The sequence below is a fragment of the Bacillus sp. FSL R7-0685 genome (assembly GCF_038002425.1).
Taxonomy (GTDB): domain Bacteria; phylum Bacillota; class Bacilli; order Bacillales; family Bacillaceae; genus Bacillus; species Bacillus subtilis.
In genome coordinates this window covers 3,365,907-3,382,580 of sequence record NZ_JBBOCN010000001.1, presented here as the reverse complement: position 1 = coordinate 3,382,580, position 16,674 = coordinate 3,365,907, and the positions used below count along the sequence as shown (strand labels likewise).

Annotated in this window: 16 protein-coding genes; 15 read left to right on the top strand and 1 reads right to left on the bottom strand. The window is 47.8% G+C overall.

Going from position 1 to position 16,674, the window contains the following annotated elements; translation table 11 throughout:
* The first annotated feature begins 5 nt into the window (after positions 1–5).
* The 14 genes from epsB (at position 6) to MKY50_RS17590 (ending at position 15,036) form a co-directional block, all read left to right on the top strand.
* Complete coding sequence (gene epsB, locus MKY50_RS17655) at positions 6–689, top strand: protein tyrosine kinase EpsB (protein WP_003228249.1); 684 nt, start codon at positions 6–8, stop codon at positions 687–689.
* A gap of 234 nt (positions 690–923) precedes the next feature.
* On the top strand, positions 924–2,744 hold the full coding sequence (locus MKY50_RS17650) for a polysaccharide biosynthesis protein (protein WP_171518537.1): 1,821 nt from the start codon (positions 924–926) through the stop codon (positions 2,742–2,744).
* Between the two features lie 11 nt (positions 2,745–2,755).
* Complete coding sequence (locus MKY50_RS17645; protein WP_341117031.1) at positions 2,756–3,901, top strand: glycosyltransferase family 4 protein; 1,146 nt, start codon at positions 2,756–2,758, stop codon at positions 3,899–3,901.
* Complete coding sequence (gene epsE, locus MKY50_RS17640; RefSeq protein ID WP_341117030.1) at positions 3,898–4,734, top strand: glycosyltransferase EpsE; 837 nt, start codon at positions 3,898–3,900, stop codon at positions 4,732–4,734. The genes MKY50_RS17645 and epsE overlap by 4 nt, the downstream gene beginning before the upstream one ends.
* Positions 4,727–5,881, top strand: coding sequence for a glycosyltransferase family 1 protein (locus tag MKY50_RS17635; RefSeq protein WP_341117029.1), 1,155 nt, complete (start codon positions 4,727–4,729; stop codon positions 5,879–5,881). Before epsE ends, MKY50_RS17635 begins: the two co-directional genes overlap by 8 nt.
* Positions 5,878–6,981: a biofilm exopolysaccharide biosynthesis protein EpsG gene (gene epsG, locus MKY50_RS17630; RefSeq protein ID WP_319620220.1), complete on the top strand. Its 1,104-nt coding sequence runs from the start codon at positions 5,878–5,880 to the stop codon at positions 6,979–6,981. The genes MKY50_RS17635 and epsG overlap by 4 nt, the downstream gene beginning before the upstream one ends.
* 24 nt (positions 6,982–7,005) lie before the next feature.
* Positions 7,006–8,040 (top strand): glycosyltransferase family 2 protein, encoded by a 1,035-nt coding sequence (locus MKY50_RS17625; RefSeq protein WP_029318366.1) that lies wholly within the window; start codon positions 7,006–7,008, stop codon positions 8,038–8,040.
* 4 nt (positions 8,041–8,044) lie between these two features.
* Positions 8,045–9,121 carry a polysaccharide pyruvyl transferase family protein gene (locus tag MKY50_RS17620; protein WP_341117027.1) on the top strand — a complete coding sequence of 359 codons (1,077 nt, stop codon included), beginning with the start codon at positions 8,045–8,047 and terminating at the stop codon, positions 9,119–9,121.
* Positions 9,118–10,152, top strand: coding sequence for a glycosyltransferase (locus MKY50_RS17615; protein ID WP_033883459.1), 1,035 nt, complete (start codon positions 9,118–9,120; stop codon positions 10,150–10,152). The genes MKY50_RS17620 and MKY50_RS17615 overlap by 4 nt, the downstream gene beginning before the upstream one ends.
* Positions 10,149–11,666: an MATE family efflux transporter gene (locus tag MKY50_RS17610; RefSeq protein ID WP_341117026.1), complete on the top strand. Its 1,518-nt coding sequence runs from the start codon at positions 10,149–10,151 to the stop codon at positions 11,664–11,666. Before MKY50_RS17615 ends, MKY50_RS17610 begins: the two co-directional genes overlap by 4 nt.
* A complete protein-coding gene (locus MKY50_RS17605; RefSeq protein WP_015251185.1) occupies positions 11,663–12,271 on the top strand; it encodes a sugar transferase in 609 nt (202 codons plus the stop codon). Before MKY50_RS17610 ends, MKY50_RS17605 begins: the two co-directional genes overlap by 4 nt.
* The gene (locus tag MKY50_RS17600) at positions 12,268–12,918 is read left to right on the top strand and encodes an acetyltransferase (protein ID WP_070547799.1); all 651 of its coding nucleotides are present in this window, start codon (positions 12,268–12,270) and stop codon (positions 12,916–12,918) included. Before MKY50_RS17605 ends, MKY50_RS17600 begins: the two co-directional genes overlap by 4 nt.
* 4 nt (positions 12,919–12,922) lie before the next feature.
* A complete protein-coding gene (locus tag MKY50_RS17595) occupies positions 12,923–14,089 on the top strand; it encodes a DegT/DnrJ/EryC1/StrS family aminotransferase (protein WP_341117025.1) in 1,167 nt (388 codons plus the stop codon).
* Entirely contained in the window at positions 14,068–15,036 is a 969-nt protein-coding gene (locus MKY50_RS17590; protein ID WP_033883455.1) for a polysaccharide pyruvyl transferase family protein, read from the top strand. Before MKY50_RS17595 ends, MKY50_RS17590 begins: the two co-directional genes overlap by 22 nt.
* A 9-nt stretch (positions 15,037–15,045) precedes the next feature.
* Here the strand turns inward: MKY50_RS17590 and yvfG are convergent, their stop codons facing one another.
* A complete protein-coding gene (gene yvfG, locus MKY50_RS17585; RefSeq protein WP_003219905.1) occupies positions 15,046–15,264 on the bottom strand; it encodes a protein YvfG in 219 nt (72 codons plus the stop codon).
* A gap of 78 nt (positions 15,265–15,342) precedes the next feature.
* On the opposite strand from yvfG, the gene rpoN reads away from it, so the two are divergent.
* Complete coding sequence (gene rpoN / locus MKY50_RS17580) at positions 15,343–16,653, top strand: RNA polymerase factor sigma-54 (protein ID WP_341117024.1); 1,311 nt, start codon at positions 15,343–15,345, stop codon at positions 16,651–16,653.
* Positions 16,654–16,674: the final 21 nt, after the last annotated feature.

Genomic DNA, 16,674 nt, shown 5'->3' with positions numbered 1-16,674 from the left:
AGCGAGTGATCTTTAGAAAAAAGAAAGCAAGGCGAGGTTTGGCTCAAATATCTGTTTTACACAATAAATCAGTTGTTGCGGAACAATATCGCACCATTCGGACAAACATTGAGTTCTCATCTGTCCAGACCAACTTGCGATCTATCCTCGTCACCTCCTCTGTGCCTGGTGAAGGTAAATCGTTCAGTGCAGCGAATCTTGCGGCTGTCTTTGCGCAGCAGCAGGAAAAGAAAGTACTGCTGGTGGATGCCGATTTAAGAAAGCCGACCATCAATCAAACGTTTCAGGTTGATAATGTAACCGGGCTGACAAATGTGCTGGTCGGCAATGCTTCACTCAGTGAGACGGTGCAAAAGACGCCGATCGATAACTTATATGTACTGACAAGCGGGCCGACCCCGCCAAATCCGGCAGAACTGCTGTCTTCAAAAGCAATGGGAGATTTAATATCTGAGATCTATGAACAATTCAGCCTCGTCATCTTTGATTCCCCTCCTCTTTTGGCTGTTGCAGATGCTCAGATTCTAGCAAATCAGACAGACGGCAGCGTGCTCGTCGTTTTAAGCGGAAAAACAAAAACCGATACCGTTCTGAAAGCAAAAGATGCACTGGAACAATCCAATGCGAAGCTGTTAGGCGCTCTTTTAAACAAAAAGAAAATGAAAAAATCGGAACACTATTCCTACTAGTTTTTGTAAAGGTGATGTCTCCTGACCTGTATCAATGGAGGCACTCGGCTCTGCTGTGGGCAGCTGAAGTTGCTGCCTTAGATGCTGGTCGTCGCTGGCGGGGCGTGAGGATGGGTTAAATGCCCACTTATCTCATATATACATAGGACGTATTGTCGGTTTAGCTGCTGCCGATTTTTTGGAGAGACGAAAACCGCCGCAGCTAAACCGATAAAAGAATTAGGGGGGAAAAGGTTGAGTTACCGGAGAAGACTGTCAATGATTATTGCGCTGGATACTTACCTCGTTTTAAATTCAGTTATTGCAGGATATCAATTTTTAAAAGATTCCTATCAATTTTATGACTCCGGAGCATTACTGCTTACCGCTGTCAGCTTGCTCCTCAGCTATCATGTGTGTGCTTTCCTGTTCAATCAGTATAAACAGGTGTGGACATACACCGGACTTGGCGAGCTGATTGTCCTGCTTAAGGGCATTACGCTTTCCGCCGCTGTGACCGGTATCATTCAGTATGCTGTGTATCACACGATGTTCTTCCGTCTGTTAACCGCGTGCTGGGTGCTTCAGCTTTTGTCTATTGGAGGGACCCGTATTTTATCTAGAGTATTAAACGAAAGCATCAGGAAAAAACGCTGCGCCTCGTCCCGCGCGCTGATTATCGGGGCGGGCTCAGGTGGGACTCTGATGGTCAGGCAGCTGCTTTCGAAAGATGAACCTGATATCATACCTGTCGCTTTTATTGATGACGACCAAACGAAGCATAAATTAGAAATTATGGGACTGCCCGTAATCGGCGGAAAAGAAAGTATCATGCCTGCGGTGCAAAAGCTCAAAATTAATTATATTATTATTGCCATTCCTTCACTCCGCACCCATGAGCTTCAGGTGTTATATAAAGAATGTGTGCGAACCGGAGTAAGCATTAAAATTATGCCTCATTTTGATGAAATGCTGCTTGGCACACGAACTGCAGGACAAATCAGAGATGTAAAAGCTGAGGACTTGCTCGGCAGAAAGCCGGTAACCCTCGACACTAGCGAAATTTCGAACCGCATCAAAGGAAAAACAGTTCTCGTCACGGGAGCGGGCGGATCAATCGGCTCGGAAATCTGCCGTCAGATCAGCGCGTTTCAGCCTAAGGAAATTATTCTGCTCGGCCATGGGGAAAACAGCATTCATTCGATTTATACAGAGCTGAATGGACGATTCGGCAAACACATTGTGTTCCATACGGAAATCGCTGATGTGCAGGACCGCGATAAAATGTTTACCTTGATGAAAAAATACGAGCCGCATGTTGTCTATCATGCAGCTGCCCATAAGCATGTGCCTTTAATGGAACACAATCCAGAAGAGGCGGTCAAAAACAATATTATCGGAACAAAAAATGTCGCGGAAGCAGCCGATATGTCGGGAACTGAGACATTCGTGCTGATTTCATCGGACAAAGCGGTGAACCCAGCCAACGTAATGGGGGCGACAAAACGATTCGCAGAGATGATTATTATGAATCTTGGGAAAGTCAGCAGAACCAAATTTGTTGCTGTTCGCTTCGGCAATGTACTCGGGAGCCGCGGCAGCGTCATTCCAATTTTCAAAAAACAGATTGAAAAAGGCGGCCCGGTGACAGTAACACATCCGGCAATGACCCGCTATTTCATGACGATTCCCGAGGCATCAAGGCTTGTGATTCAGGCTGGGGCACTGGCGAAAGGGCGTCAAATTTTCGTTCTCGATATGGGAGAGCCCGTAAAGATTGTGGATCTTGCCAAAAACCTCATTCATTTGTCCGGCTACACGACTGAGCAGGTTCCAATCGAATTCACTGGCATTCGTCCGGGCGAAAAAATGTATGAAGAATTGCTGAACAAAAATGAAGTCCATGCTGAACAAATCTTTCCAAAAATTCACATCGGTAAAGCGGTGGACGGCGATTGGCCGGTGCTGATGCGCTTTATCGAGGATTTTCATGAGCTGCCGGAAGCCGACCTGAGAGCGAGGCTGTTTGCTGCAATCAATACATCAGAAGAAATGACGGCTGCCAGCGTTCATTAGGGGGAGTGAAAATGACGAAAAAGATATTGTTTTGCGCGACTGTTGATTATCATTTTAAGGCCTTTCACCTCCCTTATTTTAAATGGTTCAAGCAAATGGGCTGGGAGGTTCATGTCGCCGCGAACGGACAAACCAAGCTGCCGTATGTGGATGAGAAATTCTCCATCCCGATTCGCAGGTCACCTTTTGACCCTCAGAACCTGGCCGTTTATAGGCAGCTGAAGAAAGTGATTGACACCTATGAATACGACATTGTCCATTGCCATACACCGGTCGGCGGCGTTCTCGCCAGACTGGCGGCGAGGCAGGCACGGCGGCACGGAACAAAGGTGCTGTACACAGCGCACGGATTTCACTTCTGCAAAGGGGCACCGATGAAAAATTGGCTTCTTTACTATCCGGTTGAGAAATGGCTTTCAGCATATACAGACTGCCTGATTACGATTAATGAAGAGGATTACATACGGGCGAAAGGACTTCAAAGGCCGGGCGGAAGGACGCAGAAAATTCACGGCATTGGCGTCAATACCGAGCGTTTCCGGCCTGTCAGTCCGATAGAGCAGCAAAGACTCAGAGAAAAGCACGGGTTCCGTGAAGATGATTTTATATTGGTTTATCCGGCTGAGCTCAATCTGAACAAAAACCAGAAGCAGTTAATTGAAGCCGCAGCCTTGCTAAAAGAAAAAATTCTCTCACTCCGCCTTGTGTTTGCCGGGGAAGGGGCAATGGAACATACGTATCAAACGTTAGCTGAAAAGCTTGGTGCCTCCGCCAATGTCTGTTTTTACGGCTTTTGCAGCGACATACATGAGTTGATTCAGCTTGCGGATGTATCTGTCGCATCCAGCATTAGAGAAGGCCTCGGTATGAATGTGCTTGAGGGAATGGCGGCAGAAAAACCGGCGATCGCCACAGATAATCGCGGGCATCGGGAAATCATCCGCGACGGAGAAAACGGTTTTCTGATCAAAATCGGTGACAGTGCTGCTTTTGCCCGCCGGATTGAACAGCTTTACCATAAGCCGGAGCTCTGCCGAAAGCTGGGACAGGAAGGCCGAAAAATAGCCTTGCGCTTCTCGGAGGCGCGAACGGTGGAAGAAATGGCAGATATTTATTCCGCGTACATGGATATGGATACAAAGGAGAAAAGCGTATGAACTCAGGACCGAAAGTTTCTGTCATTATGGGCATTTATAATTGCGAACGCACTTTGGCAGAAAGCATAGAATCCATACTCAGCCAATCCTATAAAAATTGGGAGCTGATTTTGTGCGATGATGCGTCAACAGACGGCACGCTCCGCATCGCGAAGCAGTATGCCGCTCATTACAGCGACCGCATCAAACTGATTCAAAACAAAACAAATAAGCGGCTTGCCGCATCATTAAATCATTGTCTTTCGCATGCGACAGGAGATTATATCGCACGTCAGGACGGAGATGATCTTTCGTTCCCGCGCCGCCTGGAAAAGCAGGTCGCGTTTTTAGAAAAGCACCGACACTATCAGGTGGTTGGCACCGGCATGCTTGTGTTTGATGAATTTGGCGTAAGAGGCACCCGCATTCTGCCTTCTGTTCCGGAGCCGGGCATCATGGCAAAAGGGACCCCATTTTGCCACGGCACGATTATGATGAGAGCGAGTGCCTACCGCACGCTGAAAGGCTACCGGTCGGTGTGGCGGACGAGACGAATGGAAGATATTGATTTGTGGCTTCGCTTTTTTGAAGAGGGCTTCAGGGGCTATAATCTCCAGGAAGCCTTGTATAAAGTGAGGGAAGACAGCGATGCATTCAAACGGCGGTCATTTACGTATTCAATCGACAATGCCATTCTTGTCTATCAGGCGTGCAGACGCTTGAAGCTTCCTTTATCTGATTACATATATATCGCAAAACCGTTAATCCGCGCGTTTATGCCTGCAGCCGTGATGAATCGCTACCACAAAAAAAGAGTGATGAACCAAAAGGAAGGGCTTGTCAAGCATGAATAGCAGCCAAAAACGCGTGCTCCATGTTCTCAGCGGCATGAACAGGGGCGGCGCGGAAACCATGGTGATGAATTTATATCGGAAAATGGACAAAAGCAAAGTGCAATTTGACTTTTTAACGTATCGAAATGATCCGTGCGCTTACGATGAAGAGATTTTATCTTTAGGCGGGCGGCTTTTTTATGTCCCGAGCATTGGGCAAAGCAATCCCCTTACATTTGTGAGGAATGTGAGAAACGCGATAAAAGAAAACGGGCCGTTCAGCGCCGTTCATGCGCACACGGATTTCCAAACAGGCTTTATCGCCCTTGCGGCAAGGCTCGCCGGAGTGCCGGTCAGGGTATGCCATTCCCACAATACGTCTTGGAAGACCGGCTTCAATTGGAAGGATCGCTTGCAGCTGCTGGTGTTCAGGCGGCTCATCTTGGCGAATGCGACAGCGCTGTGTGCCTGCGGAGAGGATGCGGGCAGGTTTTTATTTGGACAGTCCAACATGGAGCGGGAGCGTGTTCACCTTCTTCCGAATGGGATTGACCTTGAGTTGTTCGCCCCAAATGGGCAGGCGGCTGATGAAGAAAAAGCAGCACGCGGCATTGCAGCCGACCGGCTCATCATTGGCCATGTGGCCCGGTTTCATGAAGTGAAAAACCACGCGTTCCTGCTGAAACTTGCCGCACATCTCAAAGAAAGAGGCGTTCGCTTTCAGCTCGTTCTGGCGGGAGACGGGCCGTTGCGCGGGGAGATAGAGGAGGAGGCGCGGCAGCAGAATTTACTATCAGACGTCCTCTTTTTAGGCACGGAAGAACGGATCCATGAACTGATGCGAACATTCGATGTATTTGTCATGCCGTCTCTGTACGAAGGCTTGCCGGTTGTGCTTGTGGAAGCGCAGGCATCGGGGCTTCCATGCATCATTTCAGACAGCATTACAGAAAAAGTCGACGCCGGTCTCGGGCTTGTCACAAGATTAAGTCTTTCTGAGCCGATCAGCGTCTGGGCTGAAACCATTGCAAGGGCGGCCGCCGCAGGCAGGCCGAAGCGTGAGCTCATCAAGGAAACACTCGCCCAACTTGGCTACGATGCACAGCAAAATGTAGGAGCGCTGCTGAATGTATACAACATCAGCACGGAAAAGGACCATAACCGATGATTGTATATGCCGTCAATATGGGGATTGTATTTATTTGGTCTTGGTTCGCTAAAATGTGCGGCGGCCGGGACGATTCGCTTGCCACGGGGTATCGGCCGAATAAGCTTTTGATCTGGATTCCGCTCGCTTCACTTGTGCTCGTGTCAGGTCTCCGCTATCGAGTCGGCACGGATTTTCAGACGTACACGCTGCTGTACGAATTGGCGGGCGATTATCAAAATGTGTGGCAGATATTCGGTTTCGGCACAGCGAAAACAGCGACAGATCCGGGGTTTACCGCACTCCTTTGGCTGATGAATTTCATCACGGAAGATCCTCAAATCATGTATTTTACGGTGGCGGTCGTGACCTACAGCTTTATTATGAAGACACTCGCCAACTATGGCAGGCCGTTTGAGCTGAGTGTCTTTTTGTTTTTGGGAACCTTTCATTACTACGCGTCTTTTAACGGCATCAGGCAATACATGGTGGCAGCTGCTTTGTTTTGGGCGATCCGTTATATCATCAGCGGGAACTGGAAGCGATATTTCCTGATTGTGCTGGTCAGCTCGCTCTTTCATTCGTCGGCGCTGATTATGATTCCGGTGTACTTTATTGTCAGAAGAAAAGCCTGGTCTCCGGCGATATTCGGCCTATCCGCTTTATTTCTCGGCATGACATTTTTATATCAAAAATTTATTTCTGTGTTTGTCGTTGTACTTGAAAACAGCTCATACAGCCATTATGAAAAATGGCTCATGACGAACACAAATGGAATGAATGTGATCAAAATCGCTGTGTTGGTTCTGCCGCTGTTCCTTGCATTTTGCTATAAAGAACGATTGCGGAGTCTGTGGCCGCAAATCGATATTGTCGTTAATTTGTGCCTGCTTGGTTTTTTGTTCGGCCTTTTGGCCACAAAGGACGTGATTTTTGCCAGATTCAATATTTATTTCGGTCTGTATCAAATGATCTTAGTCCCTTATTTCGTCAGGATATTTGATGAAAAATCGAACGCCCTTATCTATATCGCTATCGTTGTTTGTTATTTTCTTTACAGTTATTTGCTTATGCCGGTTGATTCATCCGTTCTGCCTTACAGAACGATTTTTTCCCGGTAATTTATGCACGAGGAGCCGGTCATTATGGAAACACCTGCGGTTAGTCTGTTAGTCGCTGTTTATAACACAGAAACATATATCAGAACGTGTCTCGAATCACTGCGGAACCAGACAGTGGACAATATTGAAATCATCATTGTCAATGACGGTTCAGCTGACGCCAGCCCGGATATCGCAGAAGAATACGCCAAAATGGACAACAGGTTCAAGGTGATTCATCAGGAAAACCAGGGACTCGGTGCGGTTCGGAATAAAGGCATTGAAGCTGCACGCGGCGAATTTATCGCGTTTATCGATTCAGACGATTGGATTGAGCCTGATTATTGCGAGCAGATGCTCCGGGCAGCAGGCGATGAAACTGATCTGGTCATTTGCAATTACGCCGCAGAGTTTGAGGACACTGGCAAAACCATGGACTCAGACATTGCCCAAACCTATCAGGATCAGCCGAAGGAGCACTATATCAAGGCGTTATTCGAAGGGAAGGTCAGAGGGTTTTCATGGAACAAACTGTACAGAAGAAGCATGATTGAAGCCCATCGGCTATCGTTTCCGCTCCGAGGCGAGCTGGAGCATGTCGAGGATCAGTTTTTCAGCTTCAGGGCTCATTTTTTCGCCCGCTCAGTAGCCTACGTAAAAACGCCGCTCTATCATTACCGAATTCACCTTTCCTCCATTGTGCAGCGCTATCAGAAAAAATTGTTTGAATCAGGACTTGCGCTGTATGAGGCGAATGCGGCGTTTTTACAGGAGAACAACAAACTGGAGGAGTATCGCAAGGAGCTTGATACCTTTATCGTTCTTCACAGCAGCATCTGTATGCTGAATGAATGGAAAACGAGCGGCAGCCGCCGGCTGTTTGAAAAGCTTAGAAATGTTGGCGTGATATGCGCGGACCCGGTGTTTCAAGAAAGTCTTTCAAAAACGGGTACTGCTCCTTTTGACGCAAAACGGTCATGCCTTCTTCTGATGGCGAAATACAGAATGATTCCGTTCGTCGCTATGGCATCGGCTGTGTATCAGCGGGTGATCGAGTACAAAATGAGAAACAGAGGGTGAGGACATGTCGTTACAATCGTTGAAAATCAATTTTGCAGAATGGCTGCTGCTAAAGGTCAAATACCCGTCCCAATATTGGCTGGGAGCGGCAGATCAACCGGTAAAGGCCGCAGCACATCAGAAAAAAATCATACTGACCCTGCTGCCGTCCCATGACAATTTGGGAGATCACGCAATTGCTTATGCCAGCAAGGCATTTCTTGAGCAAGAATACCCGGACTTTGACATCGTCGAGGTCGATATGAAGGACATTTACAAATCAGCAAAAAACCTGATCCGCTCGCGCCATCCGGAGGATATGGTCTTTATCATCGGCGGCGGAAATATGGGGGATTTATACCGTTATGAGGAGTGGACGCGCCGCTTCATCATTAAAACATTCCATGACTATCGGGTTGTCCAGCTTCCGGCAACGGCTCATTTTTCTGACACGAAAAAGGGGCGCAAAGAGCTGAAACGGGCACAGAAAATTTATAATGCGCACCCCGGCCTATTGCTCATGGCACGGGATGAAACAACGTATCAATTTATGAAACAGCATTTTCAAGAAAAAACAATTTTGAAGCAGCCGGACATGGTGCTGTATTTAGATAGAAGCAAGACCCCCGCAGAACGCGAAGGGGTTTATATGTGTTTGCGCGAGGATCAGGAAAGCGTGCTTCAGGAGGACCAGAGGAACCGGGTCAAGGCTGCGCTATTTGAGGAATTCGGCGAGATCCAATCCTTTACGACAACGATCGGCCGCCGGGTCAGCCGCGATACACGCGAACAAGAACTTGAAGCGCTGTGGTCTAAGCTGCAAAGCGCAGAAGCCGTCGTCACTGACAGGCTTCATGGCATGATTTTTTGCGCGCTGACAGGAACGCCGTGTGTTGTCATTCGCTCCTTTGACCATAAGGTGATGGAGGGCTATCAATGGCTTAAAGACATCCCGTTCATGAAGCTGATAGAACATCCGGAGCCAGAGCGCGTAACAGCCGCAGTCAATGAGCTTTTAACAAAAGAAACATCCCGTGCAGGCTTTCCGAGAGATGTGTATTTTAAAGGTCTGCGTGACAAAATCAGCGGTGAAGCGCAATGACCCCGCTCGTCAGCATTATTGTCCCGATGTATAATGTTGAACCATTTATAGGGAAGTGTATTGATTCTTTGCTTCATCAAACGCTTTCTGATATTGAAATCATCCTCGTGAATGACGGAACACCGGATCGTTCAGGCGAAATTGCAGAGGACTATGCAAAACGGGATGCGAGAATCCGGGTCATTCATCAGGCAAACGGCGGGCTTAGTTCAGCGCGAAATACGGGAATAAAGGCCGCGCGGGGCACTTACATCGGCTTTGTAGACGGAGACGATTATGTATCATCCGCCATGTTCCAGAGGCTGACTGAAGAAGCGGAGCAAAATCAGCTTGACATCGTCGGATGCGGTTTTTACAAGCAGTCATCGGACAGGCGGACATATGTGCCACCGCAGCTTGAGGCAAACCGCGTGCTGACGAAACCAGAAATTACTGAACAGCTTAAACATGCTCACGAAACGAGATTTATCTGGTATGTATGGCGTTATCTTTACCGTCGTGAGCTTTTTGAAAGGGCGAATCTGTTGTTTGATGAAGACATCCGTTTTGCTGAAGACTCTCCCTTTAATTTGTCCGCTTTTCGCGAAGCGGAGCGGGTGAAAATGCTTGATGAAGGATTGTACATTTATCGTGAAAACCCGAACAGCCTGACAGAAATCCCTTATAAGCCGGCGATGGATGAACATCTTCAAAAACAATATCAGGCTAAAATCGCATTCTACAATCACTACGGCTTAGCAGGCGCATGTAAAGAAGATTTGAATGTGTACATTTGCAGGCACCAGCTTCCGATGCTTTTGGCAAATGCCTGTGCTTCTCCGAATTCGCCGAAAGACATCAAAAAGAAGATCAGACAGATTTTATCCTATGACATGGTGCGGCAGGCTGTCAGACATACACCGTTTCAGCATGAGAAATTATTAAGAGGAGAGCGTTTGGTATTAGCACTGTGTAAATGGCGGCTCACTTTTCTCATCAAGCTGTTTTTCGAGCAGCGGGGGACAATGAAAGGCAGTGCGAAGCAGGCATGAAATTCACGATAAATTTCAGCGCGAATCTCACGGCTTTTCTCTTGTCTGTTTTCCTATCGGTTTGGATGACGCCTTTTATTGTCAAAACGCTCGGTGTCGAAGCGTTTGGCTTTGTTCACTTGACACAAAATGTGATTAATTACTTTTCGGTTATTACCGTGGCGCTCAGCTCGGTTGTCGTTCGGTTCTTTTCTGTTGCTGCCCACAGGGGAGAGCGGGAGAAAGCAAATGCGTATATCAGCAATTATTTAGCGGCCTCTGTTTTGATTTCATTGCTGCTCTTGCTGCCGCTTGCGGGTTCGGCTTTTTTTATTGACCGCGTCATGAATGTGCCGCAAGCGCTTTTGGCAGATGTGCGCTTGTCGATTTTGATCGGCAGTTTGCTGTTTATTTTAACGTTTCTGATGGCGGGTTTCGGTGCTGCACCATTTTATGCCAACCGCCTTTATATCACCAGTTCCATTCAGGCGGTGCAAATGCTTATACGGGTGCTGTCTGTGCTGCTCCTGTTTGCATGCTTTGCGCCGAAAATCTGGCAGATCCAGCTTGCAGCTTTAGCTGGTGCTGTTATTGCGTCTGTGCTGTCTTTCTATTTCTTCAAAAAGCTGATTCCGTGGTTTTCGTTTCGTATGAAGGATCTTTCATTCCGCACAAGCAAGGAGCTGTTTCAAGCGGGCGCATGGAGCTCCGTCAATCAAATCGGCGTCCTGCTTTTTTTGCAGATTGATCTGTTAACCGCCAATTTGATGCTGGGGGCGTCTGCATCCGGGAAATACGCGGCGATTATCCAGTTTCCGCTGCTTTTGCGCAGCTTGGCCGGAACGGTCGCATCCCTGTTTGCGCCCATCATGACTTCATATTATTCAAAAGGCGATATGGAAGGATTGATGAATTACGCCAATAAGGCAGTAAGGCTCAATGGTCTTTTGCTTGCACTTCCTGCTGCCTCATTGGGCGGATTGGCGGGACCTTTTCTGACAATCTGGCTCGGACCGTCCTTTTCAACGATAGCACCGCTTTTATTTATTCATGCCGGATACTTGGTTGTCAGCCTCGCCTTTATGCCGCTGTTTTATATATGGACCGCTTTTAATCAACAAAAAACACCGGCGATTGTTACCCTGCTGTTAGGTGCGGTGAATGTGGTGCTGGCGGTCACGCTGAGCGGGCCGGCTCATCTCGGTCTGTACGGCATAACATTGGCAGGGGCCATTTCTCTTATTTTAAAAAATGCCATCTTTACGCCGCTTTACGTATCCCGCATTACAGGCTACAAAAAGCACGTGTTCTTTAAAGGCATCATCGGGCCTCTTTCAGCCGCTGTGTTTGCCTGGACGGTCTGTAAGGCAATTCAGTTCATTGTGAAGATTGACAGCTGGCCGTCATTGATAGCGACGGGAGTGACAGTCAGCTTTTTCTACGCTGTTTTCGCTTTTATGCTCGTTTGTACAAAAGAGGAAAGACAGCTGGTATTAAAACGGTTTCGAAAAACGAAAGGAGCTGTGAATCTTTGATCCTGAAACGACTTTTTGATCTGACGGCCGCCATTTTTTTGTTGTGCTGTACAAGTGTGATCATTCTGTTCACCATCGCCGTTGTCAGGCTGAAAATAGGATCACCTGTCTTCTTTAAGCAAGTAAGGCCAGGCCTGCACGGCAAACCGTTCACCCTATATAAGTTCCGGACAATGACGGATGAACGGGACGGTGAGGGAAATCTGCTGCCCGATGAAGTCCGGCTGACGAAAACGGGCAGGCTGATCAGAAAGCTGAGCATTGATGAGCTTCCGCAGCTCCTGAATGTCCTGAAGGGCGATCTGAGCCTTGTCGGGCCGCGGCCGCTTTTGATGGACTATCTGCCTCTTTATACAGAAAAACAGGCACGGCGCCATGAGGTGAAGCCGGGTATCACAGGCTGGGCGCAAATCAATGGCAGAAACGCGATTTCCTGGGAAAAGAAATTTGAATTAGATGTTTGGTACGTTGACAACCGGTCATTTTTTCTCGATTTGAAAATTTTATGTTTGACGGTGCGAAAGGTCCTTGTTTCAGAAGGGATTCAGCAAACCAATCATGTGACCGCGGAACGGTTTACCGGAAGCGGAGATGTGTCCTCATGAAAAACGTGGCCATTGTGGGTGACGGCGGACACGGAAAGGTGATCAGAGAGCTGATAAACGCCCGCTCAGATACGCGCTTAGCCGCGGTGCTGGATGATAAATTCAAAACGTTCGAAGGCGGAAAAGAATGGTACACAGGACCGCCGGAAGCCGTTACTGAACTACGCAGGCTCATTCCTGATGTGCTGTTTCTGATTGCTGTTGGGAATAACAGTGTCAGAAAACAGCTGGCGGAGCGACTGGGACTGAGGAAAGATGATTTTATTACATTGATTCACCCGTCAGCCATCGTCAGCAGGTCGGCTGTCATTGGGGAAGGGACAGTAATTATGGCGGGCGCGATCATTCAGGCGGATGCGCGCATCGGCGCTCATTGCATCATCAATACGGGTGCAGTGGCAGAGCACGACAATCAAATCAGCGATTACGTTCATCTTTCCCCGCGTGCCACGCTGTCAGGAGCGGTTTCCGTTCAGGAAGGCGCTCACGTCGGAACCGGTGCATCCGTCATACCGCAGATCACAATCGGGGCTTGGAGCATTGTCGGAGCCGGCTCCGCGGTGATCCGTCCCATACCGGACAGGGTAACGGCGGCCGGTGCACCGGCACGCATCATTTCTTCCATTCAAACATCAAACAAAGGATGATTCTATGCATAAAAAAATCTACTTATCTCCCCCTCATATGAGCGGCAGGGAGCAGCACTATATTTCAGAAGCCTTTCGCTCAAACTGGATCGCGCCGCTTGGGCCGCTCGTGAATTCATTTGAAGAACAGCTGGCAGAACGAGTCGGTGTAAAAGCAGCAGCTGCGGTCAGCTCAGGAACGGCGGCGATTCATCTGGCCCTGCGTTTGCTTGAGGTAAAAGAAGGTGACAGCGTGTTTTGCCAGTCCTTCACATTTGTAGCAACCGCCAATCCGATTTTATATGAAAAAGCGGTGCCCGTCTTTATTGATTCTGAGCCTGATACGTGGAATATGTCGCCGACAGCCCTTGAAAGAGCATTGGAGGAAGCGAAAAGAAACGGAACACTGCCAAAAGCGGTTATTGCCGTCAATCTATATGGGCAGAGTGCGAAAATGGATGAAATCGTAAGCCTGTGTGATGCATACGGAGTTCCTGTCATTGAGGACGCAGCCGAATCTCTCGGCACAGTCTATAAAGGGAAGCAAAGCGGAACATTCGGGCGCTTCGGCATTTTTTCATTTAACGGGAACAAAATCATTACCACATCAGGTGGAGGGATGCTCGTTTCAAATGATGAAGCCGCAATTGAAAAAGCAAGATTTCTCGCTTCGCAGGCACGAGAGCCGGCTGTTCATTATCAGCACAGTGAAATTGGACACAATTACAGGCTGAGCAATATCTTAGCCGGCGTCGGCATTGCCCAGCTTGAGGTGCTGGATGAGCGAGTGGAAAAAAGAAGGACCATTTTCACGAGATACAAAAATGCGCTCGGTCACATAGCTGGCGTCCGCTTTATGCCGGAGTACGCAGCCGGCGTATCCAATCGCTGGCTCACCACGCTCACACTTGATAACGGGCTCAGCCCATATGACGTAGTTCAACGTCTTGCTGAAGAAAACATTGAAGCCCGTCCGCTGTGGAAGCCGCTCCATACCCAGCCGCTGTTTGATCCGGCTTTATTTTATTCTCATGAAGATACAGGAAGCGTATGCGAAGATTTGTTCAAGCGAGGAATCTGTCTCCCATCGGGGTCCAATATGACAGAAGATGAGCAAGACCGGGTCATTGAAGTGCTACTGCACTTATTCCAAACTGCCGAGGTGAAGAAATGGACAGCAAGCATTCGATGATCAGCCTGAAACAGAAACTGTCCGGGCTGCTCGACGTCATTCCGAAACAATCAGAGATTATATATGCTGACTATCCTCTATATGGGAATGTAGGGGATTTATTTATTATGAAAGGAACAGAAGCCTTCTTTAAAGAACACGGGATTCGGGTCAGAAAACGCTGGAATCCTGACAATTTTCCAGTCGGGCGAAAGCTGGATCCTCATCTCATCATCGTCTGCCAGGGAGGCGGAAACTTCGGGGATCTGTATCCGTACTATCAAGGCTTTAGAGAGAAAATCGTTCAAACCTATCCGAACCACAAAATTGTGATCCTGCCGCAATCGATTTATTTTCAAAACAAAGACAACCTCAAACGGACGGCAGAGATATTTTCTAAGCATGCGAACCTTCACATTATGACAAGGGAAAAAGCCTCCTATGCTACGGCACAGGCTTATTTTTCAAGAAATCACATTCAGCTTCTGCCTGATATGGCTCATCAGCTGTATCCCGTCATTCCCACGCAGCAGCCGTCCAATCAAAAGCTGAGATTTATCCGAACAGATCATGAAGCAAACCAGGCGCTTCAGGAACACGCAGAAGCGGAAAGCTACGACTGGCGCACGGTGCTGTCAGCTTCAGACCGCCGGACGATTGCTTTTCTGCAAACGCTGAACGTCCTGAATAAAAAAGCAGGCAACCCTTTGCCCATTGCGTATATATGGGAAAAATACTCGGATTATATCGTCCAAAAAGCGATTCGGTTTTTCAGCCGTTACGAATCGGTGGAAACATCAAGGCTGCACGGCCACATTCTGTCTTCTCTTCTTCAAAAAGAAAACACGGTCATTGATAATTCCTACGGGAAAAACGCCAATTACTTTCATACCTGGATGGAAGGCGTGCCAAGCACCCGTCTCATCCAGCACGCCTCAAAGAAGGAAAACCTTCCTGCTCACATGTGAGCGGAAGGTTTATTTTGATTCTCCACGTTTGACTTTGTTGTATGCTTCATCTAAATGCTGAATCCGTTTCAGGACAACTGCGTTTTTCGTCAGCTGGTCCTGCACTAGTGTTGAAACAACGGAACGGTAGTAGCTGTTCATCGCGTGGATTTTATCCTCAGACTGATTCATTTCAATATGCTGTTTTAAATTCTCAATAAAATAAGGGACGGAAAAAAGTTCAGACATTTCTTTGGCAGCTCCTTTTTCATAAATGTATACGGTGTGATCTCAATCATGTACAATGAAGAAAGGGGAGTGAGCAAGATGGATATGAAACTTCAGCAAGTACAAGTATTAAAGCCTCAACTGACACAGGAGCTCAGGCAGGCCATCACGCTGCTTGGCTATCATTCGGCAGAACTCGCCGAGTACATTGATGAGCTCTCACTGGAAAACCCTCTTATTGAACGAAAGGAAACAGACACACCGCCACTATCTTACCATAAAACAAACAAAAACAGGATGAATGCACAGGAAGCGGGCCTTCAATTAAGTAATCCGCAAAAAACATTGCAGGATGCGTTAAAACAGCAGTCACTCGATATGAATCTGACAAACACTGAAAAAAAGATTTTTAATTATCTGATTCATTCGCTTGATTCAAACGGGTACTTGGAAGAAGATATAGAGGAGGCAGCACGGCGATTATCTGTATCGGCCAAGGAAGCGGAGGCTGTTTTGGCAAAACTCCAGTCATTAGAACCGGCTGGAATTGGCGCGAGATCTTTGCAGGAATGCATCCTTCTTCAATTACAGCGGCTGCCGAACAGAAATGAACAAGCGGAAATGCTGGTTTCAGCTCATTTTGATGCTTTTGCGCAAAAAAAATGGAAAGCGCTTTCAGTGGAGGTAGGAATTCCGCTTCATACTATTCAAGATATCTCAGATGATATCGCGGCTCTTCATCCTAGACCTGGCCTTCTGTTTGCCCGGCCAGAGCAAGATGTGTATATTGAGCCTGACATTTTTATCACTGTAAAAAACGGGCACATCGCAGCGGAACTGAATACCCGCTCGTTTCCCGAGATCGATCTGCATCCGCAGTACAGAACGCTTTTATCATCCGGCTCCTGTCAGGATACTGTCTCCTATTTATCTGCGAAATATCAGGAGTGGCGCTGGCTGAGCCGCGCGCTGAGGCAGCGAAAACAGACAATCACGAGAATTATCAATGAACTGATCACACGCCAAAAGGATTTCTTTCTGAAAGGGCGAAGCGCAATGAAGCCGCTGACTCTGAGAGAGGTGGCGGACTGTCTAAGCCTTCATGAATCAACTGTGAGCCGGGCCATTAAAGGGAAAACAATACAAACGCCTTACGGGCTGTTTGAGATGAAGCTCTTTTTCTCAGCAAAAGCCGAGGCTTCAGGAGAGGGAGATGCGTCGAATTATGCAGTCAAAATGCATCTTGAAGACCTGATCAATCAAGAGGACAAAACAAAACCGCTTTCAGATCAAAAGCTTGTCGATTTGCTGTATGAACAACACGGCATCCAAATCTCGAGACGCACCGTGGCAAAATATCGCGATCAAATGAATATTCCGTCATCGGCAGCGAGAAAGCGATATAAATAAAATCCTCCCTAGACGGGAGGA

Coding starts and splice junctions, on each gene's coding strand:
- MKY50_RS17645 (WP_341117031.1), top strand. CDS start 2,756: ATGACGAAAAAGATATTGTTTTGCGCGACTGTTGATTATCATTTTAAG.
- epsE (WP_341117030.1), top strand. CDS start 3,898: ATGAACTCAGGACCGAAAGTTTCTGTCATTATGGGCATTTATAATTGC.
- MKY50_RS17635 (WP_341117029.1), top strand. CDS start 4,727: ATGAATAGCAGCCAAAAACGCGTGCTCCATGTTCTCAGCGGCATGAAC.
- epsG (WP_319620220.1), top strand. CDS start 5,878: ATGATTGTATATGCCGTCAATATGGGGATTGTATTTATTTGGTCTTGG.
- MKY50_RS17625 (WP_029318366.1), top strand. CDS start 7,006: ATGGAAACACCTGCGGTTAGTCTGTTAGTCGCTGTTTATAACACAGAA.
- MKY50_RS17620 (WP_341117027.1), top strand. CDS start 8,045: ATGTCGTTACAATCGTTGAAAATCAATTTTGCAGAATGGCTGCTGCTA.
- MKY50_RS17615 (WP_033883459.1), top strand. CDS start 9,118: ATGACCCCGCTCGTCAGCATTATTGTCCCGATGTATAATGTTGAACCA.
- MKY50_RS17610 (WP_341117026.1), top strand. CDS start 10,149: ATGAAATTCACGATAAATTTCAGCGCGAATCTCACGGCTTTTCTCTTG.
- MKY50_RS17600 (WP_070547799.1), top strand. CDS start 12,268: ATGAAAAACGTGGCCATTGTGGGTGACGGCGGACACGGAAAGGTGATC.
- MKY50_RS17595 (WP_341117025.1), top strand. CDS start 12,923: ATGCATAAAAAAATCTACTTATCTCCCCCTCATATGAGCGGCAGGGAG.
- MKY50_RS17590 (WP_033883455.1), top strand. CDS start 14,068: ATGGACAGCAAGCATTCGATGATCAGCCTGAAACAGAAACTGTCCGGG.
- yvfG (WP_003219905.1), bottom strand. CDS start 15,264: ATGTCTGAACTTTTTTCCGTCCCTTATTTTATTGAGAATTTAAAACAG.
- rpoN (WP_341117024.1), top strand. CDS start 15,343: ATGGATATGAAACTTCAGCAAGTACAAGTATTAAAGCCTCAACTGACA.